16 protein-coding genes are annotated in these 20136 nt (G+C 59.1%); 14 read left to right on the top strand and 2 right to left on the bottom strand.

From position 1 onward, the window contains the following. The first annotated feature begins 55 nt into the window (after positions 1 to 55). From ihfB to lpxK, 4 genes are all read left to right on the top strand, one after another. Positions 56 to 340, top strand: coding sequence for an integration host factor subunit beta (gene ihfB / locus ACP39K_RS12895; RefSeq protein WP_004928264.1), 285 nt, complete (start codon positions 56 to 58; stop codon positions 338 to 340). 277 nt (positions 341 to 617) lie between these two features. Then, positions 618 to 2888 (top strand): ComEC family protein, encoded by a 2271-nt coding sequence (locus tag ACP39K_RS12890; RefSeq protein ID WP_082172236.1) that lies wholly within the window; start codon positions 618 to 620, stop codon positions 2886 to 2888. A gap of 35 nt (positions 2889 to 2923) precedes the next feature. Continuing rightward, a complete protein-coding gene (gene msbA, locus ACP39K_RS12885) occupies positions 2924 to 4672 on the top strand; it encodes a lipid A ABC transporter ATP-binding protein/permease MsbA (protein ID WP_161544577.1) in 1749 nt (582 codons plus the stop codon). Next, positions 4672 to 5652, top strand: a complete 981-nt coding sequence (gene lpxK, locus ACP39K_RS12880; protein WP_016928316.1) for a tetraacyldisaccharide 4'-kinase — start codon at positions 4672 to 4674, stop codon at positions 5650 to 5652. Before msbA ends, lpxK begins: the two co-directional genes overlap by 1 nt. Before the next feature lie 2 nt (positions 5653 to 5654). Here lpxK and hglS read toward each other — a convergent pair whose 3' ends face one another. Next, a complete protein-coding gene (gene hglS / locus ACP39K_RS12875; protein ID WP_016928315.1) occupies positions 5655 to 7061 on the bottom strand; it encodes a 2-oxoadipate dioxygenase/decarboxylase HglS in 1407 nt (468 codons plus the stop codon). Between the two features lie 525 nt (positions 7062 to 7586). On the opposite strand from hglS, the gene cspE reads away from it, so the two are divergent. The 6 genes from cspE (at position 7587) to ACP39K_RS12845 (ending at position 11853) form a co-directional block, all read left to right on the top strand. After that, positions 7587 to 7796, top strand: coding sequence for a transcription antiterminator/RNA stability regulator CspE (gene cspE, locus ACP39K_RS12870; RefSeq protein ID WP_004928244.1), 210 nt, complete (start codon positions 7587 to 7589; stop codon positions 7794 to 7796). A gap of 223 nt (positions 7797 to 8019) precedes the next feature. After that, the gene (locus ACP39K_RS12865; RefSeq protein ID WP_004928241.1) at positions 8020 to 8241 is read left to right on the top strand and encodes a cold-shock protein; all 222 of its coding nucleotides are present in this window, start codon (positions 8020 to 8022) and stop codon (positions 8239 to 8241) included. 113 nt (positions 8242 to 8354) lie between these two features. Next, positions 8355 to 9581 carry a winged helix-turn-helix domain-containing protein gene (locus tag ACP39K_RS12860; protein WP_049300510.1) on the top strand — a complete coding sequence of 409 codons (1227 nt, stop codon included), beginning with the start codon at positions 8355 to 8357 and terminating at the stop codon, positions 9579 to 9581. Positions 9582 to 9877: 296 nt separating this feature from the next. Continuing rightward, positions 9878 to 10060: a Trm112 family protein gene (locus ACP39K_RS12855; RefSeq protein WP_004928237.1), complete on the top strand. Its 183-nt coding sequence runs from the start codon at positions 9878 to 9880 to the stop codon at positions 10058 to 10060. After that, the gene (kdsB, locus tag ACP39K_RS12850) at positions 10057 to 10806 is read left to right on the top strand and encodes a 3-deoxy-manno-octulosonate cytidylyltransferase (protein WP_497008558.1); all 750 of its coding nucleotides are present in this window, start codon (positions 10057 to 10059) and stop codon (positions 10804 to 10806) included. Before ACP39K_RS12855 ends, kdsB begins: the two co-directional genes overlap by 4 nt. A gap of 150 nt (positions 10807 to 10956) precedes the next feature. Further along, a complete protein-coding gene (locus tag ACP39K_RS12845) occupies positions 10957 to 11853 on the top strand; it encodes a YcbJ family phosphotransferase (RefSeq protein ID WP_060444287.1) in 897 nt (298 codons plus the stop codon). Between the two features lie 7 nt (positions 11854 to 11860). On the opposite strand, the gene elyC is transcribed toward ACP39K_RS12845, so the two are convergent. Then, a complete protein-coding gene (elyC, locus tag ACP39K_RS12840; protein WP_497008557.1) occupies positions 11861 to 12634 on the bottom strand; it encodes an envelope biogenesis factor ElyC in 774 nt (257 codons plus the stop codon). Positions 12635 to 12786: 152 nt separating this feature from the next. Between elyC and cmoM the strand changes: the two genes are divergently transcribed. The 4 genes from cmoM to mukB are packed head-to-tail and all read left to right on the top strand — an operon-like array spanning position 12787 to position 20045. After that, a complete protein-coding gene (cmoM, locus tag ACP39K_RS12835) occupies positions 12787 to 13572 on the top strand; it encodes a tRNA uridine 5-oxyacetic acid(34) methyltransferase CmoM (protein ID WP_015377334.1) in 786 nt (261 codons plus the stop codon). After that, positions 13569 to 14891 carry a chromosome partition protein MukF gene (gene mukF, locus ACP39K_RS12830; protein WP_004928228.1) on the top strand — a complete coding sequence of 441 codons (1323 nt, stop codon included), beginning with the start codon at positions 13569 to 13571 and terminating at the stop codon, positions 14889 to 14891. Before cmoM ends, mukF begins: the two co-directional genes overlap by 4 nt. Then, positions 14872 to 15600, top strand: a complete 729-nt coding sequence (gene mukE / locus ACP39K_RS12825) for a chromosome partition protein MukE (protein ID WP_004928226.1) — start codon at positions 14872 to 14874, stop codon at positions 15598 to 15600. The genes mukF and mukE overlap by 20 nt, the downstream gene beginning before the upstream one ends. Next, complete coding sequence (mukB, locus tag ACP39K_RS12820) at positions 15597 to 20045, top strand: chromosome partition protein MukB (protein WP_016928310.1); 4449 nt, start codon at positions 15597 to 15599, stop codon at positions 20043 to 20045. Before mukE ends, mukB begins: the two co-directional genes overlap by 4 nt. Positions 20046 to 20136 lie beyond the last annotated feature (91 nt).

The raw sequence follows: 20136 nt of genomic DNA, 5'->3' as shown, positions 1-20136 counted from the left end.
GGGCGGTCGCTGACCGCCCCGATACGGTAGTTTAGCTGCAAAGCTTGGAGGTACTATGACCAAGTCTGAACTTATTGAAAGACTTGCTGGCCAGCAATCTCATATTCCGGCGAAGGCCGTTGAGGATGCAGTGAAAGAGATGCTTGAGCACATGGCCGCAACGCTGGCCGAGGGCGAACGCATTGAGATCCGCGGATTCGGCAGTTTTTCTCTTCACTACCGTGCCCCGCGTGTAGGCCGCAACCCGAAAACCGGTGACAAAGTAGAGCTGGACGGCAAATACGTTCCTCACTTCAAACCAGGCAAAGAGTTGCGTGACCGCGCCAATATCTATGGCTAGTCGCTGACTGATCATAGCGTTGTTGCTTGAAAAGAATATAAAACGGTGCCTGTAAGGCGCCGTTTTTTTTTCGCCTGCACTTCTCCGCGATATGCTCGCGAGTTGCGTACTACGCCGCATTTACGATGTGGCTCCTGCATAGATCTCTCTTATCCTGCCATGTTCACCGCATCTTCGTTAAAGCCCGCTGGCGGTGACATGTCGCCTGAATGATCCTGCTTGCTTGCCGTGATGCGCTTTTGCTCATGGCGGAGCCGATGGGAGAAGAGCGATCAAAATTTCGCTGGATCTGGCGATATTCGCCGTTATCTGCGGCATCCTGCCGCTGTTGGTTTTACCGCAGTTGCCTGAGCAATGGCAGCTGTGGCCGCTCGTGCTTGTTGTCTGTTTACTGCTGCGCACGCGCAGGCCATTCTGCCGCTATTTGGCCTGCCTGGGATTGGGATTCATATGGGCGGTTTTCAACGCCGGCAGCCTGATCGGGCAAATGGATCGCTTAACTCGCATGCCGGACGTGACGGCGGTGGTGCAGGTGAGCAGCGTCGCGCTGGAGCCCGCCGCCAGTAAACAGACGCTGATGCGCATCGAGCGGGTCGACGGTCATTGGTTGGCGCCTGCGCTGGCGTTTACCACGACGTGGGCTCCCGAACAGCAGCGGCTATGCGCTGGGCAGCGTTGGCAATTGAAACTGCGCCTGCGGCCGGTACATGGCAAGCTCAATGAAGGCGGATTTGACAGCCAACGTTGGGCGATCGCCCAGCGCCAGCCGTTGACGGGCCGGGTCAGGCAGGCTCGTTTGCTGGATGGCGATTGCGGGCTGCGCCAGCGCATCATCAGCCATGCGGAAACCAACATCGGTGAATTGCGTTACAAGGCGGTATTGCTGGCGCTGGCGTTTGGGGAACGAACCGCGCTGGAGCAGGCTTTGCGCACGCTGATGCTGAAAACCGGCATCGCTCATCTGATGGCCATTTCAGGGTTGCATGTGGCGATGGTCGCCATTTTGTTCTGGGCCGCGTTGCGCGCGCTGCAGTTTTTTCTGCCCGCCCATTTGATTGGCTATCGCTTTCCATTGGTCGCAGGCTGGGTGGCGACGCTGATCTATGTTTGGTTGGTGGGCGCCCAGCCGCCGGCGGTGCGTACCGCGTTGGCGATGACGCTGTGGATGCTGCTGCGCTTGCGCGGCGTTCATTGTTCTTCCTGGCAAGTGTGGTTGTGGTGTATCGGGCTGATTTTGCTGTGCGATCCGTTGGCGGTTTTGTCAGACAGTTTCTGGCTGTCGGTGCTGGCGGTGGGGTGTTTGATTTTTTGGTTTGAATGGGCGCCGCTCGGTGAGCGATTCCGGTCGGCCTGGTATTGGGCGCCGGTGCGCTGGCTGCATATTCAGCTGGGCATGACGTTGTTGCTGGTGCCGATGCAGGTCGCGCTGTTCTTAGGTCTGACGCTGACCTCGCTGCCCGCCAATCTTTGGGCGGTGCCCATCGTCTCATTGGTGACGGTGCCGTTGATTTTGCTGGCGGTGATCGGCGGCGTCCTCCCCTCGCTAAGTTACGGGCTTTGGTGGTTGGCAGATTTCACGTTGAGCGGGGTGTTTGTGCCGCTGCATTACCTGCAACGCGGTTGGGTGGATTTGGGAGCCGCCTCGCTGCTGGCCAGCATAGCGGGATGGCTTATCGTTATCTGCTGGCGTTTTCATTGGTGGTGGCGCTATGCGCCGGGGCTGGCGGCGGTGGCGGTATGCTGTGTGTTGTGGCGTGGCAAAGCGCCGGACTATCGCTGGCGCGTCGATATGCTTGATGTCGGGCACGGGTTGGCGGTGGTTATCGAGCAAAACGGCAAGGGGATACTGTACGATACCGGCGATCGTTGGCCCGCGGGCAGCGCCGCCGAACGGCATATCTTACCGATGCTGAACTGGCGGAATATTGAACTGGAGCAGATCATTATCAGCCATATTCACCTCGATCATATCGGCGGTCTGCCGGTGATGCGGCGGGCGTTTCCTCAGGCGACGGTGCGCAGCCCGATACGCGGGGAAGGACACTTGCCCTGCGTCGCCGGTGAGCGTTGGCGCTGGCAATCGCTGCAATTCGAGGTGCTGTGGCCACCGAAAACGCGCAAAAGGCCGGTCAATGACGACTCCTGTGTGATCCGCATCGACGATGGGCAATACAGTTTGCTGCTCACCGGCGATGCGGAAAAGAAGGCGGAGGAGCAGCTGTTACGGTTGCGGCGCGATCGTTTGGCTGCCACGGTGTTGCAGGTGGGGCATCACGGCAGCAAGACGTCTTCTACGCCGCCGTTTCTGCGCGCGGTCAATCCCGAAGCGGCGCTGGCGTCCGCATCGCGTTACAACAAATGGCGATTGCCGGCGCGGAAAGTGGTCGCCAGATACCGGGCAAATGGCATTCAATGGCGCGATACGACGCGCTCCGGTCAGTTATCGGTACTTTTTTTCGACAACGATTGGCAAATTAAAGGCTTTCGCGAACAATTAATGCCCCGTTGGTACCATCAGCGGTTTGGCGTAGAGGGTGATAATGAGTAAAATAGGCCGCTATTTCTTCCGATGCTGGTATTTGCATGATGAATGATAAAGATCTCTCGACCTGGCAGACGTTCCGTCGACTCTGGCCGATGATCACTCCTTTTAAGACCGGGCTGATTGTGGCCGCCATTGCGTTGATTATGAACGCAGCGGGGGACACGCTGATGCTGTCTCTGCTTAAACCGTTATTGGACGATGGGTTTGGAAAAACCGACAGCAGCGTGCTGGTGTGGATGCCGCTGGCGGTGATTGCGCTGATGCTGATGCGCGGCGTGACCAGCTTTGTTTCAAGCTACTGCATTTCCTGGGTTTCCGGCATGGTGGTGATGCAAATGCGCCGCCGCCTGTTTGGCCACATGATGAGAATGCCGGTGGCCTTCTTCGATCAGCAGTCCACCGGGACTTTACTGTCGCGCATTACCTATGATTCCGAGCAGGTGGCTTCCTCCTCTTCCAGCGCGCTGGTGACCGTGGTGCGTGAAGGAGCCTCGATCATTGGCCTGTTCATCATGATGTTCTACTACAGCTGGCAGCTGTCGGTGATCCTGATCGTGCTGGCACCGATCGTCTCCATCGCCATTCGCCTGGTGTCCAAGCGTTTCCGCAACATCAGCAAGAACATGCAGAACACCATGGGGCAGGTGACCACCAGCGCCGAACAGATGCTGAAAGGCCATAAAGAAGTGCTGATTTTCGGTGGCCAGCAGGTAGAAACCGAGCGTTTTAACTCGGTGAGCAACCGCATGCGCCAACAGGGCATGAAACTGGTCTCCGCGTCTTCCATTTCCGATCCGATCATTCAACTGATTGCTTCGCTGGCCCTGGCGTTCGTGCTGTTTGCCGCCAGCTTCCCAAGCGTGATGGAAACCCTGACCGCCGGCACCATTACCGTGGTGTTCTCGTCGATGATCGCGCTGATGCGTCCGCTGAAGTCGCTGACCAACGTCAATGCCCAGTTCCAGCGAGGGATGGCGGCCTGTCAGACGCTGTTCTCCATTTTGGATATGGAACAGGAAAAAGACACCGGCACCCGCGAAGTGAAGCGTGCGAAAGGCGATATCGAATTCCGCAACGTCACCTTCTACTACCCGGCCAAAGAAACGCCGGCGCTGCGTGATATCAACCTGAAAATCGCCGAGGGCAAAACCGTCGCGTTGGTGGGCCGTTCCGGTTCGGGTAAATCCACCATCGCCAACCTGCTGACGCGCTTCTACGATATTCAGGAAGGTGAAATCCTGATGGATGGTCACGATCTGCGTGAATATACCCTGGCCTCGCTGCGCAATCAGGTGGCCTTGGTCTCGCAAAACGTGCACCTGTTCAACGACACTATCGCCAACAACATCGCCTATGCGCGCGAGAGCGAATACAGCCGCGAGCAGATTGAGAAAGCGGCGGAAATGGCGTACGCGATGGACTTCATCAACAAGATGGAAAACGGCCTGGATACGGTGATCGGTGAAAATGGCGTGATGCTGTCCGGCGGCCAACGCCAGCGCATTGCCATCGCGCGTGCTTTGCTGCGCGATTGCCCGATCCTGATCTTGGATGAGGCGACGTCTGCGCTGGATACCGAGTCCGAGCGTGCCATTCAGGCCGCGCTGGACGAGCTGCAGAAAGACCGCACTTCACTGGTGATCGCGCACCGTCTGTCGACCATTGAGAAGGCGGACGAGATCCTGGTGGTGGAGGACGGCCGCATCGTCGAACGCGGTGAACACGCCGAGTTGCTTGAGCGGCATGGCGCCTATGCGCAGCTGCACCGCATGCAGTTTGGTCAATAATGATTGAGCGTATCTGGTCCGGCGGTTCGTTGCTTTATCTGGCGCTATTGCCGCTCTCGTGGCTCTATGGTTTGTTCAGCTGGCTGATCCGTCTCAGTTACCGCTGCGGACTGCGTAAAAGTTGGCGTTCGCCGGTGCCGGTAGTGGTGGTGGGTAACCTCACCGCCGGCGGCAACGGCAAAACGCCGATGGTGATTTGGCTGGTGGAACACCTGCAACAGCGGGGCTATCGCGTTGGCGTGGTGTCACGCGGCTACGGCGGCAAGTCGGCGGTTTATCCGCTGGTGCTCGGTCAGAATACGTCGACCCGCGAGGCGGGCGATGAGCCGGTGCTGATTTATCAACGTACCGGTGCGCCTGTGGCGATCGCGCCCAAGCGAGCCGAGGCGGTGCAGGCCCTGCTGCAACAACAGCCGCTGGATGTGATCATCACCGACGACGGTTTGCAGCATTACGCTTTACAGCGTGACTTCGAGCTGGTGGTCATCGACGGCGTGCGTCGTTTCGGCAACGGCTGGTGGTTGCCGGCCGGGCCGATGCGCGAGCGTGCCGCGCGGCTTGGCAGCGTCGATGCGCGCGTCGCCAATGGCGGCGTGGCGCAGGCCGGGGAAATTGCCATGCGCCTGCAGGCGCGTGATGCGGTGAACCTGCTGAGCGGTGAACGTCGCCCGGCGGCTGAGCTGCCGCGCGTGGTGGCGATGGCCGGCATCGGCCATCCGCCGCGTTTCTTCGCGACGTTGGAAAAGTTGAACGTCGAAGTCGTACAGGAAGTGGCGTTTGCCGATCATCAGGAATATCAGCAGGAACAGCTGGCGGCGCTGGTTGCAGCCGATCAAACGCTGTTGATGACGGAGAAGGACGCGGTGAAGTGTCGCGCCTTTGCCCAGCCTAATTGGTGGTATTTGCCGGTTGATGCGGTGCTACCTTCCGCTCAGGCTGAGCAATTGCTGCAGGATATCGAATCTCTGCTGACTAAGTAATCTCAGGATGCCAGCGTGGCAAGTCCCAAGGCTTGCGCGCAGGCTTCCAGCGAACGCTGCTGGGTTTGCTGATACAGCGCCAGCTCGTCGATCACCTCACTGCCCAACGCTTGTTCAAACGCTGCCCGGCTGGAAGCGGCGTTGTACTGCGCGTGGCGGCTGTCGCCCAGGTTTGACTGGAAAATCCCCGCCGCGCTGACCGGCAGAAAATCTTCATACACCAGAGGCTGGAAGCGAACGTGTTCTTTCTCGATCAGTTGTTCCAGGGTGCTGTGCTTATCCAGCGACTCTTTGGCCGCCAGGCCGCATTCGGTCGGGAAATAGCGGAACCAGGCCAGCTGTTGCTCACGCAGCGTGGCGTAATCATCCGGAAACGCCCGGAAGTTTTCCTCCAGCAGTTGATAGTAGCGCTCGGCATTCTTCTCGCTCGGCGGCGCCTGCAACGCATCGTTGGTCGCCTGCAGCAAACGGTCGTAAAGTTCGCGTCCTTTAGGCGTTAGCGCCACGCCACGTTGTTCGATCTCGCCGAAGCGCGCGGTATGGTGACCGGCGACGGCGTGGCCGTCGTGCTCAACGAAATCGACGCTTTCTTCCAGCGCTTTGAAGCTGGTTTGGCGGAGCAGGATCGCGCGGCGGCGGCGCGGCGGGCCCTCGATGACCGCTTTGGGCGTAATACCGCGGCCGGGCATCGCTTGCTGAACGCGATCGATGTCCAGCGTGCGTGGTGTCAGGTGGTTGATATGCGGTCCTTTAAACGCCACCACGTCGGCGATCAGGCGATGCTGATCGTGCAGCTGCCGGTATTCTTCGGCGCTGACCGTCGCCTGGTTGTGCCAGCGGAAGGTTTCCAGCGCTTGTTCGACAAATTCTTGCGCCTGCACTTCATTCAGCCCGCCTTGCGCTTCCTGCAGCGCGATCAGCTCCAGCGCGCGATCGGTAAAGATACGGCGGCGCGCCAGCAAGCGCTCGGCCAGCGCACGCAGCGCGGGATCTTCTATCAGTTCCAGGCGCAGCAGGGAGGTGAACACGCGGAAAGGACTGATCTGCAGCGCGTCTTCGTGTATGGCGCGAAAAGCGGTGGAGTGTACCGGAACGCCCGCCACCGATAGGTCATAGTAACCGACCGGCGCCATGCCCATCACCCGGAACAGGCGGCGCAGGGTGGCCAGTTCGTCCGCCGTACCGACTCGGATCGCGCCGTGGCGCTCCATGGCCAGGCGTTCGATCTCGCCGGTGATTTGCAGTTGATGAGCCAGTGCGGCATCTTCGCGCAGAACCTGTCGGTTGGTTTCCGCCACCAGCTCCAGCAGATCGCCGTACAGCGGTACCTCTTTTTGATACATGTCCGACATCGCGTGAGAGAATCTGGCGCGGATTTCATTAGGTGAAACGAACTGCTGGGCGGTCATGCGCATAGCTCCTTGATTCAGCATAATCTGAAAAATCGTGTTTTTAGCGGCAAAAGTGCTGGCGAAAAAGCCGTCTGCCTTGTTTTCCCCTCAAGTTTAGCCATCTGATTTGGGATTTGTTATAGCAGCGTCAAGCATATTAGAGTTTTATGCGTTAGCTCTCATTTGCAGCGCTCAGATGGGCAAATGATGCTCCGGTGAGGAGAGGAACGCGGTGGATCGGCCGCGGCGAGCGTTAAATTAAGTCATGTATATTCAGGGGGATAAAAATAAATTCGGCGTAATGATGAATTTATTGCAATAAACCTCTTGTGCATTCACCATTTTTATGAGTAAATGCAAGTCGGCCTGTAATCCAGACCTATTTATGTTCGAGTTTAGAGTTAAGCAGTTCCTCCAAAAACGTTATCATCCGATTCCGCTTCAAAGACGAACCTTCTAAGTACCTCCCATAAGTAATGTTTCTGAAATGGCCGCAATTGCCTCTTATGGCAGGTTTTGTAAATATATTTAAAGGTAAAAGTAATGTCTAAGAAGACTGGTCAAGTTAAGTGGTTCAACGAAAGCAAAGGTTTTGGTTTCATTGAGCAGCACGACGGCGGCAAAGATGTATTTGTACACTTCTCCGCAATCATGACCGACGGTTTCAAGACCCTGGCTGAAGGCCAGCGTGTCGAGTACACCATCCAGGACAGCCCGCGCGGGCCGGCTGCCGCCAACGTAGTTGCTCTGTAAGAAGACAGGGAACGCGTATAAAGAGATCTTAATACAACCATGGTGACGCTTCAGCGCTGAGTCATGCGGAAGATATTAAGTTCAACAAGCCCGCCTTAGTGCGGGTTTTTTATTTTTTTGCTCACGAGAGGTTTGTTACGAAAAACTTTAGGATGGGCTGGTAGCGTCCAGACAATATAAAAAATGACGTTGTCAAGGATGCTCAAGTAAAAGGATATAAGTTATGTTTAAAAATACTGTGTTAAAAATGGGTCGTGTGAAATGGTTTAATCAGGCCGAAGGCTATGGTTTTATTTCACCGGTAGATGGCAGCGACGAAATCTATGTCAACCGCAACGCTATCGCCAACACCAAAAATAAGTCGTTGAACGAAGGTCAGAACGTTGAGTTCTCGATCTATCGCAGCTCGCATGGGCTGTCCGCGGCAGACGTTATCGCGTTCTGATCGCATCCTCCTTCCTCGCCAGTGCCGGTGTCGCCACCCGCAAGCACTGGCGAAGATAAATCCCGCGATATCCACTATTATCAGGCCATTGCCTACTCGCCACGGATATCAGGATGACCACCCCGACCATTTCCCTTACCGCCGCTCGCGCGTTGCACCTTGCCGCCCAGGGGCTGCTTTCTCCGCTTAAACGCCAGGCTCGGCCCGATGACGTCGTGAGCGCGATCCAGCGCATGGGGCTGTTACAAATCGATACCATTAGCGTCGTCGCTCGCAGCCCGTATCTGGTGCTGTTCAGCCGTTTGGGAACCTATCAGCCGGAGTGGCTTGAGCAGGCGCTCGCCGGCCGCAAACTGTTCGAGTATTGGGCGCACGAGGCCTGTTTCCTGCCGATCGAAGATTTTGGTCTGCTGCGCCACCGCATGCTGGCGCCGCATGATATGGGCTGGAAATACTCGGCCGACTGGGTGCAGCAGCACCAGGCCGCGATGGACAACCTGCTGCGGCACATCGAACAACAGGGGCCGGTGCGTTCCGCCGATTTCAGCGCCGAGAAGAAAGGCAACAGCGGGTGGTGGGATTGGAAACCGGAGAAACGGCACCTGGAGATCCTGTTTACCGCCGGCAAGCTGATGGTGGCCGAGCGTCGCAACTTCCACCGGGTTTACGATCTGACCGAAAGGCTGCTGCCGGCCTGGGACGATGCGCGTCATGCGCTGCCTGCGGAGCGGGCGCGCCGGCAGATGCTGCATCGCACCTGCCGCTATCTGGGCATTTTTCGCGCCGAATGGTTGGCGGATTATTATCGGCTGAAACGCGTGGCGCCAAAAGCCTTGCTGGCAGAGCTGCAGGCGCAGGGGGAAATTTCGCCGGTGCAGGTAGAGGGGCTGGAAGGGCAGTTCTATGTGCATGAATCACTGGCGGAACTGCTGCCGCTGGCGGAGCAGGGCAAATTGAAATCGACGGTCACCAGCCTGCTGTCGCCTTTTGATCCGGTGGTGTGGGATCGCCGCCGGGCGCTCGAACTGTTCAACTTTGACTATCGGCTGGAGTGTTACACGCCGAAAGAAAAACGCCGCTACGGTTACTTCACGTTGCCGGTGCTGCATCGGGGCGAGCTGGTGGGGCGGATTGACGCCAAGGCGCACCGTCGCCAGGGCATCTTCGAGATCATCAGTTTCCATGCGGAGCCGCAGGTGCGCTTCGGCAAACAGCGAACGCAGGATATCCGGCAGGCCATCGCGCGCACGGCCAAATGGCACGGTGCGCAACGGGTCGCGCTGGGCGATATTCCGGCGGCGTTGGCCGCTGAATGGGGTGCCGGCTGGGAAGTGGGATAACGAGCGACGCCGTCGGTGGGGTAAAACGAAGTGAAGCGTCGCTCGTTACAAAGGGGCTCAGTGGCTGAAGTTAGCGAACAGAGCGATGATTTTATGCAGACGTTTGATCACGTATCACTGCCTTTTTGTGATTTGTATCACAAAATTCTACGCCGGGATGCGCCGCAGTTCAAGCTGTCACGCCGACGCAGTGAGGAAATATCGGCGGGTTGGCGCTGCCGATGATTAACCTGAGGCCGGGCGTTATGCTATCCTCACTGCCTTTCCCAGATGACCTATCCCCTAGCGGAGGATGCATGGACCACCGTTTACTCGAAATCGTTGCCTGCCCGGTATGCAACGGCAAACTCTATTTCAATAAAGAAAACCAGGAGCTGGTGTGCAAAGCGGACGGGTTGGCTTACCCGCTGCGTGACGGCATTCCGGTACTGTTGGAAAATGAAGCGCGTGCGCTGTCGCTGGATGAGAAGCACGCATGAGTTTTATCGCTATTATTCCCGCCCGCTACGCCTCAACCCGTTTGCCGGGCAAACCGCTGGCCGATATTCACGGCAAGCCGATGGTGGTGCACGTGATGGAGCGTGCCCGTGAGTCCGGCGCCAGCCGCGTCATCGTGGCGACCGATCATCCTGAAGTCGCCAAAGCGGTGGAAGCCGCCGGCGGCGAAGTGTGCATGACCAGCCCGGATCACCATTCCGGCACCGAGCGTCTGGCGGAAGTGATCGCGCACTACGGCTTTGCCGACGATCAGATCATCGTTAACGTGCAGGGCGACGAACCGCTGATCCCACCGGTGATCGTGCGGCAGGTGGCGGAGAACCTGGCGGGCAGCCTGGCCGGCATGGCGACGCTGGCGGTGCCGATCGAGAGCGCCGAAGAGGCTTTCAACCCCAACGCGGTGAAGGTTGTGATGGACGCGCAGGGCTACGCGCTCTATTTCTCACGCGCCACCATTCCGTGGGATCGCGAGCGTTTCGCCGCGTCGAAAGAGAGCATCGGCGACAGCCTGCTGCGTCATATCGGCATATACGCATACCGAGCGGGTTTCGTGCGCCGCTACGTCAGCTGGGCGCCGAGCCAACTGGAGCAGATCGAGCTGTTGGAACAGCTGCGCGTGCTGTGGTACGGTGAAAAGATCCACGTGGCGGTCGCGAAAGCGATCCCGAGCGTGGGGGTCGATACGCCGGAAGACCTCCAGCGCGTGCGCGACAGCATTCAACCCTGAGCCTGATTTCGTCGGCGCGCCGCGCAACGCGCCGACGATGCAACACCCCCATTATTGATCCCCGTTTTGTTGATCTGCGTTGAAGAATTTTTCCGCTCGCCGTTTGATGATGTTACGCATCCCCCCTAATTAGCCTGAGGTGAATGCCTTATGGAGCAGTTACGCGCCGAACTGAGCATTGTGCTGGGTGAGTCCATCAGCCGGCTGGAGCGGGTGAGCGAACAGCCTTATGCGCATATGTATTCGCTGTACGATCGGCAGGGCAACGCGATCCCGTTGATGGCGAAAAGCTTTATCTGTCGGGGCATCGCCCAGCAGGAGGCGTACAAGCTGTCGATGCTGGCGCGCGACGGGGATATTCGCCTGCCTACGGTGTATGGCGTGGTGTGCACCCACCAGGCGCCGTATACCGAAATCCTGCTGATCGAGCGCCTGCGCGGCGTGTCGGCTGAGGCGCCGACGCGCTCGCCGGATCGCTGGAATATGCTGATGGAGCAGATCGTTGACGGGATATTGGCCTGGCACCGCATCGACAGCCACGGCAGCGTCGGCAGCGTTGACAGCACGCAGGAGAATGACTGGTTTTGCTGGTATCAACAGCGGGTCGAAGTGTTGTGGGCGACGGTGGTCAATCTCACCACCCCGCAGTTGACCATGGCGGATCGGCGTTTGCTGTACCGCACGCGCGAAACGCTGACCCATTTCTTCGTCGGCTTCGATGATCCCTGTGTTCTGGTGCACGGTAACTTATCGCTGCGCAGCATGCTGAAAGATCCCAAAAGCGATCAACTGCTGGCGATGCTCAACCCCGGCGTAGTGCTGTGGGCGCCGCGCGAATACGATCTTTTCCGCCTCTGCGAGGCGGGCATGCCCAGCCAGCTGTTGTTCAACTATCTGCAGCGGGCGCCGGTCGCCGACGCTTTCCTGGCGCGGCGCTGGCTATATGCGGTATGGGAAGCGGTAGGGCGTTTGATCCATACCGGCAAGCTGGAGCGGCGGCCGTTCGACTATGCGTCGCAACAGCTGCTGCCCTGGCTGGCCGGTTGAACGGGCTTTACTCTGCGCCGGCGCTATCTGCGCCCTTCAGCCATTGCCACAGGCTACCCAGCGTTTCATACCAGGCGCGCTCGGTATGGCCGAGGAACATTGACGACGGTGTGGCGCGATCCCAGATATTCAGCGGCGAGTCGATAGCCAACTGATTGGCCGGCGCCGGGATCGGGTGCAGCCCCTTAGCCTTGAAGAAACGCATGGCGCGCGGCAGATGGTTGGCGGAGGTCACCAGAATGAACGGTTGCTCGCCGACCAACTTGGCGACCTGAGCGGCCTCTTGCTCGGTATCGCGCGGTTCCCCCAAGATCACCATATCACTGCGCGACACGCCCAGGCTTTCGGCCACCAGCGCCGCAGTGGCAGCGTTGCTTTGCATGGGGCCGGCGGACGCGCCGGTGAACACCATCCTGGCGCCGGGATGTGCAAGGTAGAGCCGCACGCCTTCCGTGACGCGCGGCAGACTGTTGCCGAGCAGGTTTGAACTGGGCGCCCAATCGGGATTGTAGGTATAGCCCCCGCCCAACACGACGATGTAGCTGACCGGATCGTTACCGCGATAAGTCTGGTATTCGGCTTCGATCGGCCGCAGCAGCCGGTCGGCCACCGGTTGCAGGCTGAAAAGCAGTAAAAACAGCCAGCTCAGCGTGAAAATCGTCTTACCGCTTTTTTGCCAGCGGGTGAACCACAGCAGCAGTAGCGCCAGCCCCATCAGCAGCATCAACAGCGGCAGTGGCATCAGCAGGGCGCCAAAGAACTTTTTCAGGTTGAACAGCATCGAAAATCAGATCCTTTTGGGTGAAAAATCGGCATCCAGGTATAAACAGGCCGCAAGAAGATACATTCTAAGCCAGTCTGTGCCAAAATAGCAGGTTTGAATGGGCGTGCGCTTTGCCGCCGACAAGACTGAGATCAGCGGAGCCGTTGTCCATGCAGGATCGCAATTTTGACGATATTGCTGAAAAATTTGCGCGTAATATTTACGGCACCACGAAAGGAAAAATCCGCCAGGCGGTGGTTTGGCAGGATCTGACCGGGCTGCTGGCGCAGTTGCCGCAGCGGCCGCTGCGCATTCTCGACGCTGGGGGCGGTGAAGGCCATATGGCCTGCCAACTGGCAGAATTAGGACATCAGGTGTTGTTGTGCGATCTTTCTGGTGAGATGATCCAGCGCGCCGCGCAGCTGGCGGAGCAGAAAGGTGTGAGCCAGAACATGCAATTTGTACAAAGTTCTGCGCAGGATATCGCTCAACATTTGGAACAGCCGGTTGATCTGATATTGTTTCATGCAGTGCTTGAATGGATCGCCGAGCCCGAAGCGGCGCTGCAGGCGTTGTATGACTGCCTGACGCCGGGCGGCGCGCTGTCGCTGATGTTCTTCAACGCCAACGGCCTCTTGATGCGCAACGTGGTGTTGGGTAATTTCCAACTGGTGGATCCCGAGGTCAGACGGCGCCGCAAGCGTTCGCTGTCGCCGCAATATCCGCACGATCCGCTATTGGTCTACGGTTGGTTGGAACAGCTGGGCATGCGCATCGGCGGCAAAACCGGCGTGCGGGTGTTCCACGACTATCTGCAGAGCAGACAGCTGCAAACACAAAAATTTGAAGAGTTACTGGCGCTTGAACAGCACTATTGCCGGCAGGAGCCGTACGTGAGTTTGGGGCGCTATATTCACGTCATGGCGCATAAACCAAACCTGAAGGACGAACTATGAGTGAATTTTCCCAGACAGTACCCGAACTGGTCGCCTGGGCACGGAAAAATGATTTCTCTATTTCGCTCCCTACGGAGCGTCTCGCATTTCTGCTCGCCATCGCCACCCTGAACGGCGAACGACTGGATGGCGAGATGAGCGAAGGTGAGCTGGTTGATGCATTTCGCCATGTCAGCAAGGGTTTTGAACAGACGCATGAAACGGTGGCGATGCGCGCCAACAATGCGATTAACGACATGGTGCGCCAGCGCCTGTTGAACCGTTTTACCAGCGAGCTGGCGGACGGCAACGCGATTTACCGCCTGACGCCGCTGGGTATCGGCATTACCGATTACTATATTCGCCAACGCGAATTCTCCACGCTGCGTTTGTCGATGCAGCTGTCGATCGTGGCGCAGGAACTCAAACGCGCCGCCGATGCCGCTGACGAGGGCGGCGACGATTTCCATTGGCACCGCAACGTGTTCGCGCCGTTGAAATATTCGGTGGCGGAAATCTTCGACAGCATCGACATGACCCAACGCGTGATGGATGAGCAGCAGCAGAGCGTGAAGAACGACATCGCGGCGCTGCTGAGCAAGGATTGGCGGGCGGCGATCTCCAGCTGCGAGATGCTGTTGTCGGAAACCTCGGGCACCCTGCGCGAGCTGCAGGATACGCTGGATGCGGCGGGCGATAAGCTGCAGGCCAACCTGCTGCGCATCCAGGACGCAACCCTCGGCAACGTGGAGCTGGGTTTCGTCGACAAGCTGGTGTTCGATCTGCAAAGCAAGCTGGATCGCATCATCAGCTGGGGGCAGCAGGCGATCGACCTGTGGATCGGCTACGATCGCCACGTGCATAAATTTATCCGTACCGCTATCGATATGGACAAAAACCGCGTGTTCGCCCAGCGCCTGCGTCAGTCGGTGCAAACCTATTTCGACCACCCGTGGGCGCTGACCCATGCCAATGCCGATCGTCTGCTGGACATGCGCGACGAAGAACTGGCGCTGCGCAGCGAGGAAGTGACCGGGGAACTGCCGCCGGATCTGGAATTCGAAGAGTTCAGCGAGATTCGCGAACAGCTGGCGGCGATGATCGAAGAGGCGCTGAAGGTGTACCAGGAACAGCAGATGCCGCTCAACCTTGCGGCGGTGATGCGCGATTACCTGGCGCAATATCCGCGTGCGCGTCATTTCGACGTGGCACGTTTAGTGGTCGACCAGGCTGTGCGCCTCGGTGTGGCTGAAGCAGATTTCTCAGGGTTGCCGGCGGAATGGCAGGCAATCAATGATTACGGAGCCAAGGTCCAGGCCCATGTCATCGACAAATATTGAACAAGTAATGCCAGTCAAGCTGGCCAAGGCGCTGTCCAACTCGCTGTTTCCGGCGTTGGACAGCCAACTGCGCGCGGGTCGTCACATCGGTATCGATGAGCTGGACAACCACGCCTTTTTAATGGATTTCCAGGATGAGCTGGAAGAATTTTACAACCGTTACAGCGTCGAGCTGATTCGGGCGCCGGAAGGCTTCTTCTATTTGCGCCCGCGCTCCACCACGCTGATCCCGCGTTCGGTGCTGTCCGAGCTGGATATGATGGTGGGTAAGATCTTGTGCTACCTGTATCTCAGCCCCGAGCGCCTGGCGCACGAAGGCATTTTCAGTCATCAGGAGCTGTACGACGAGCTGCTGAGCCTGGCCGATGAGAACAAGCTGCTGAAGTTCGTCAACCAGCGCTCCACCGGTTCGGATCTCGATCGGCAGAAGCTGCACGAAAAGGTGCGCACTTCCCTGAACCGCCTGCGCCGCCTCGGCATGGTCTATTTCATGGGCAATGACAGCAGCAAGTTCCGCATTACCGAGGCGGTGTTCCGCTTCGGCGCCGACGTGCGCAGCGGCGACGATCCGCGTGAAGCGCAGCTGCGCATGATTCGCGACGGCGAGGCGATGCCGGTTGAAACCAGCCTGTCGCTGAACGATGAGAATGACGCTGAGGATCAGCAGGTTGATAACGCTCCTGACGGTGCAGAGGATGAACAGGAATGATTGAACGCGGTAAATTTCGCTCGTTGACGCTGGTTAACTGGAACGGCTTCTTCGCCCGTACCTTTGATCTGGATGAGCTGGTGACCACGCTGTCCGGCGGTAACGGGGCGGGGAAATCCACCACCATGGCGGCCTTCGTCACCGCACTGATCCCCGACCTGACGCTGCTGCACTTCCGTAACACCACCGAAGCGGGCGCCACCAGCGGCTCACGCGACAAAGGCCTGCACGGCAAGCTGCGCGCCGGCGTGTGTTACTCCACCCTTGACGTCGTCAACTCACGCCACCAGCGTGTGGTGGTTGGCGTGCGTCTGCAGCAGGTGGCGGGGCGCGATCGCAAGGTCGATATCAAACCGTTCACCATTCAGGGGTTGCCGACCGCGGTACAGCCGACTGAATTGCTGACCCAGACCGTGGGTGAGCGCCAGGCGCGCGTGCTGTCGCTGCAAGAGTTGAAAGAGCGCGTGGAAGAGATGGAGGGCGTGCAGTTCAAGCAGTTCAACTCCATCACCGATTACCACTCGCTGATGTTCGATCTGGGCGTGATCCCGAAACGTCTGCGTTCGTCCGCCGATCGCAGCAAGTTCTACCGTCTGATTGAGGCGTCGCTGTACGGCGGTATCTCCAGCGCCATCACCCGCTCGCTGCGCGATTACCTGCTGCCGGAAAACAGCGGCGTGCGCAAGGCGTTCCAGGACATGGAAGCGGCGCTGCGCGAAAACCGCATGACGCTGGAAGCGATCCGCGTCACCCAGTCGGATCGCGACCTGTTCAAGCATCTGATCTCCGAGGCCACCTCCTATGTGGCGGCGGACTATATGCGTCATGCCAACGAACGCCGAATCCATCTGGACGGCGCGCTGGCGCTGCGCAGCGATCTGTTGGGCAGCCGCAAGCAGCTGGCCGCCGAACAGTATCGCCATGTGGAAATGGCGCGCGAGCTGAGCGAACAGAGCGGCGCTGAATCCGATCTGGAAACCGATTACCAGGCCGCCAGCGACCACTTGAATCTGGTGCAGACGGCCATGCGTCAGCAGGAGAAGATCGAACGCTATGAAGCCGATCTGGAAGAGCTGACCTACCGTCTGGAAGAGCAGAACGAAGTGGTGGCCGAGGCGAGCGAGCAACAGGCCGAAAACGAAGCGCGCGCCGAAGCGGCCGAGCTGGAAGTGGATGAGCTGAAGAGCCAGTTGGCCGACTACCAGCAGGCGCTCGATGTGCAGCAGACCCGCGCCATTCAGTACCAGCAGGCGCTGCAGGCACTGGAGCGCGCGCGCGCGCTGTGCCAACTGCCGGACCTGACTGCCGATAATGCCGAACAGTGGTTGGATACCTTCCAGGCCCGCGAGCAGGAGGCGACCGAAGCGCTGCTGATGCTGGAACAGAAGCTGAGCGTGGCCGACGCCGCGCACGGCCAGTTCGAACAGGCCTATCAGCTGGTGGGTAAAATCGCCGGTCAGGTCAGCCGCAGCGAAGCCTGGCAGTGCGCGCGCGAATTGCTGCGCGACTGGCCTTCGCAGCAGCACTTAGCCGAGCGCGTTCAGCCGCTGCGCCTGCGCCTGAGCGAACTGGAGCAGCGCTTGCGCTCGCAGCAGGACGCCGAGCGCCTGCTGCAAGAGTTTTGCAAACGCCATGGCCAAGAGTACCAGCCGGACGATCTCGACATGCTGCAGCAGGAGCTGGAAGAGCGCCTGGAAGCGCTGTCGCAGAACGTCAGCGAAGCCGGCGAACGCCGCATGGAGATGCGCCAGGAGCTGGAACAGATCCAGCAGCGCATCCGTGAGCTGACGGCGCGCGCCCCGGTGTGGCTGGCGGCGCAGGATGCCCTGAGCCAGCTTAGCGATCAGAGCGGGGAGCCGCTGGAAAACAGCCAGCAGGTGACCGAATACATGCAGCAACTGCTGGAGCGCGAGCGTGAAACTACCGTCGAGCGCGACGAAGTGGCGGCCCGCAAGCGCGAAGTGGAAGCGCAGATCGAGCGCCTCAGCCAGCCGGGCGGCGCGGAAGATCAACGCCTGGTCACCTTGGCCGAACGTTTCGGCGGCGTGCTGCTGTCGGAAATTTACGATGACGTCACCATTGATGACGCACCTTACTTCTCGGCGCTGTATGGCCCTTCGCGCCACGCCATCGTGGTGCCGGATCTGTCGCTGGTGCGCGAGATGCTGGAAGGGCTGGAAGATTGCCCGGAAGATCTTTACCTGATCGAAGGGGATCCGCAGTCGTTCGATGACAGCGTATTTGCCGTCGAAGAACAGGACAAAGCGGTGGTGGTGAAGATCGCCGATCGCCAGTGGCGTTATTCCCGCTACCCGGAAGTGCCGTTGTTCGGCCGTGCGGCGCGCGAAAACCGGCTGGAGGTGCTGCATGCCGAGCGTGAAACGCTGGCGGAGCGTTACGCCACGCTGTCGTTCGACGTGCAGAAAACTCAGCGCTCGCACCAGGCTTTCAGCCGCTTTATCGGCACCCATCTGGCGGTGGCGTTCGACGCCGATCCGGAAGCGGAGATCCGCGGCCTGAACGCCCGTCGTGGCGAGATCGAGCGTGCGCTGAACAATCACGAAGCGCAGAATCAGCAGCAGCGTCAGCAGTACGACCAGGCCAAAGAGGGCATTTCCGCGCTCAACCGCCTGATGCCGCTGGTGTCGTTGCTGAACGATGAAACGCTCCAGGATCGCGTCGACGAGATCCGCGAAGAGCTGGAAGAAGCGCAGGACGCCGCGCGCCACATTCAACAGCACGGGGTGTCACTAACCAAACTGGAGCCGCTGCTGTCGGTGCTGCAGAGCGATCCGCAGCAGCATGAACAGCTGCAGCAGGACTATGCGCAGGCGCAAAGCGTGCAGCGTCAGGCTAAACAGCAGGCGTTCGCGTTGACAGAAGTGGTGCAGCGTCGCGCGCACTTCAGCTATACCGACTCCGCCGGCATGCAGAATGCCAACAACGATCTCAACGACAAGCTGCGTCAGCGTCTGGAGCAGGCGGAAGCCGAACGCGCCCGCGCCCGTGAGCAGCTGCGTCAGTATCAAACCCAGTTCACCCAATACAGCCAGGTGCTGGCCTCGCTGAAAAGCTCGTATGACGCCAAGCGCGACATGCTGAAAGAGCTGAGCCAGGAGCTGGTGGATATCGGCGTGCAGGCCGACGCCAACGCGGAAGCGCGCGCGCGCGCGCGTCGCGACGAGCTGCATGCGGCGCTGAGCAACAACCGCGCTCGCCGCAATCAGTTGGAGAAACAGCTGACCTTCTGCGAAGCCGAAATGGACGGCCTGCAGAAGAAACTGCGGAAGCTGGAACGCGACTATCATCAGCTGCGCGAGCAGGTGGTGACCGCCAAGGCGGGGTGGTGCGCGGTGATGCGCCTGGTGAAAGACAACGGCGTGGAACGCCGCCTGCACCGCCGCGAGCTGGCGTATATGGATGGCGACGAGCTGCGCTCGATGTCGGATAAGGCGCTCGGCGCGCTGCGTCTGGCGGTGGCGGATAACGAACACCTGCGCGACGTGCTGCGCCTGTCGGAAGATCCGAAGCGGCCGGAGCGTAAGATTCAATTCTATATCGCGGTGTACCAACACCTGCGCGAGCGTATCCGTCAGGACATCATCCGCACCGACGATCCGGTCGAGGCCATCGAGCAGATGGAAATCGAGCTGGGCCGTCTGACCGAAGAGCTGACCGCGCGCGAGCAGAAGCTGGCGATCAGTTCGAAAAGCGTGGCCAACATCATTCGCAAAACCATTCAGCGCGAACAGAACCGCATTCGCATGCTGAACCAGGGTCTGCAGGCCGTTGCCTTCGGCCAGGTGAAGAGCGTCCGTCTGAACGTCAATGTGCGCGAAGCGCATGCCACTCTGCTGGATGTGCTCTCCGAGCAGCAGGAACAGCATCAGGATCTGTTCAACAGCAACCGCCTGACCTTCTCCGAAGCGCTGGCCAAGCTGTATCAGCGCCTGAATCCGCAGATCGACATGGGGCAGCGCACGCCGCAGACCATCGGCGAGGAGTTGCTGGACTACCGCAACTACCTGGAAATGGAAGTTGAGGTGTACCGTGGTTCCGACGGCTGGCTGCGTGCGGAAAGTGGCGCGTTGTCTACCGGTGAAGCCATCGGTACCGGGATGTCAATCCTGGTGATGGTGGTGCAGAGCTGGGAAGAAGAATCCCGCCGCCTGCGCGGTAAAGATATCTCGCCGTGTCGCCTGCTGTTCCTCGATGAAGCGGCGCGTCTGGATGCCAAGTCGATCGCCACGCTGTTCGAACTGTGCGATCGTCTGGAGATGCAGCTGATCATCGCGGCGCCGGAAAACATCAGTCCGGAGAAGGGCACCACCTATAAACTGGTGCGTAAGGTGTTCCAGAACCACGAGCATGTGCACGTGGTGGGGCTGCGCGGTTTCGCCGGCGAGCCGCCGGCGCTGGGCACTGCGCCGGTTGAAACGCCATAACGCAGAAAAACGCCCTAAAAATCCGAAAATAGCCGCCGCAGGGTGGCTATTTTTTTGTGCGCGTGGATGATAGTCCTGCTTTTTTATCCGT

Source organism: Serratia sp. EC4 (genome assembly GCF_059652115.1).
This window is presented reverse-complemented; position numbering and strand designations above follow the sequence as displayed.

Excerpts from the sequence above, each read along its gene's own strand:
- elyC (WP_497008557.1), bottom strand. The coding sequence starts at position 12,634 with ATGCTGTTCAACCTGAAAAAGTTCTTTGGCGCCCTGCTGATGCCACTG.
- ihfB (WP_004928264.1), top strand. The coding sequence starts at position 56 with ATGACCAAGTCTGAACTTATTGAAAGACTTGCTGGCCAGCAATCTCAT.
- mukF (WP_004928228.1), top strand. The coding sequence starts at position 13,569 with ATGAGTGAATTTTCCCAGACAGTACCCGAACTGGTCGCCTGGGCACGG.
- kdsB (WP_497008558.1), top strand. The coding sequence starts at position 10,057 with ATGAGTTTTATCGCTATTATTCCCGCCCGCTACGCCTCAACCCGTTTG.
- cspE (WP_004928244.1), top strand. The coding sequence starts at position 7,587 with ATGTCTAAGAAGACTGGTCAAGTTAAGTGGTTCAACGAAAGCAAAGGT.
- mukE (WP_004928226.1), top strand. The coding sequence starts at position 14,872 with ATGTCATCGACAAATATTGAACAAGTAATGCCAGTCAAGCTGGCCAAG.
- ACP39K_RS12860 (WP_049300510.1), top strand. The coding sequence starts at position 8,355 with ATGACCACCCCGACCATTTCCCTTACCGCCGCTCGCGCGTTGCACCTT.
- ACP39K_RS12865 (WP_004928241.1), top strand. The coding sequence starts at position 8,020 with ATGTTTAAAAATACTGTGTTAAAAATGGGTCGTGTGAAATGGTTTAAT.
- ACP39K_RS12845 (WP_060444287.1), top strand. The coding sequence starts at position 10,957 with ATGGAGCAGTTACGCGCCGAACTGAGCATTGTGCTGGGTGAGTCCATC.
- mukB (WP_016928310.1), top strand. The coding sequence starts at position 15,597 with ATGATTGAACGCGGTAAATTTCGCTCGTTGACGCTGGTTAACTGGAAC.
- msbA (WP_161544577.1), top strand. The coding sequence starts at position 2,924 with ATGATGAATGATAAAGATCTCTCGACCTGGCAGACGTTCCGTCGACTC.
- cmoM (WP_015377334.1), top strand. The coding sequence starts at position 12,787 with ATGCAGGATCGCAATTTTGACGATATTGCTGAAAAATTTGCGCGTAAT.
- ACP39K_RS12855 (WP_004928237.1), top strand. The coding sequence starts at position 9,878 with ATGGACCACCGTTTACTCGAAATCGTTGCCTGCCCGGTATGCAACGGC.
- hglS (WP_016928315.1), bottom strand. The coding sequence starts at position 7,061 with ATGACCGCCCAGCAGTTCGTTTCACCTAATGAAATCCGCGCCAGATTC.
- lpxK (WP_016928316.1), top strand. The coding sequence starts at position 4,672 with ATGATTGAGCGTATCTGGTCCGGCGGTTCGTTGCTTTATCTGGCGCTA.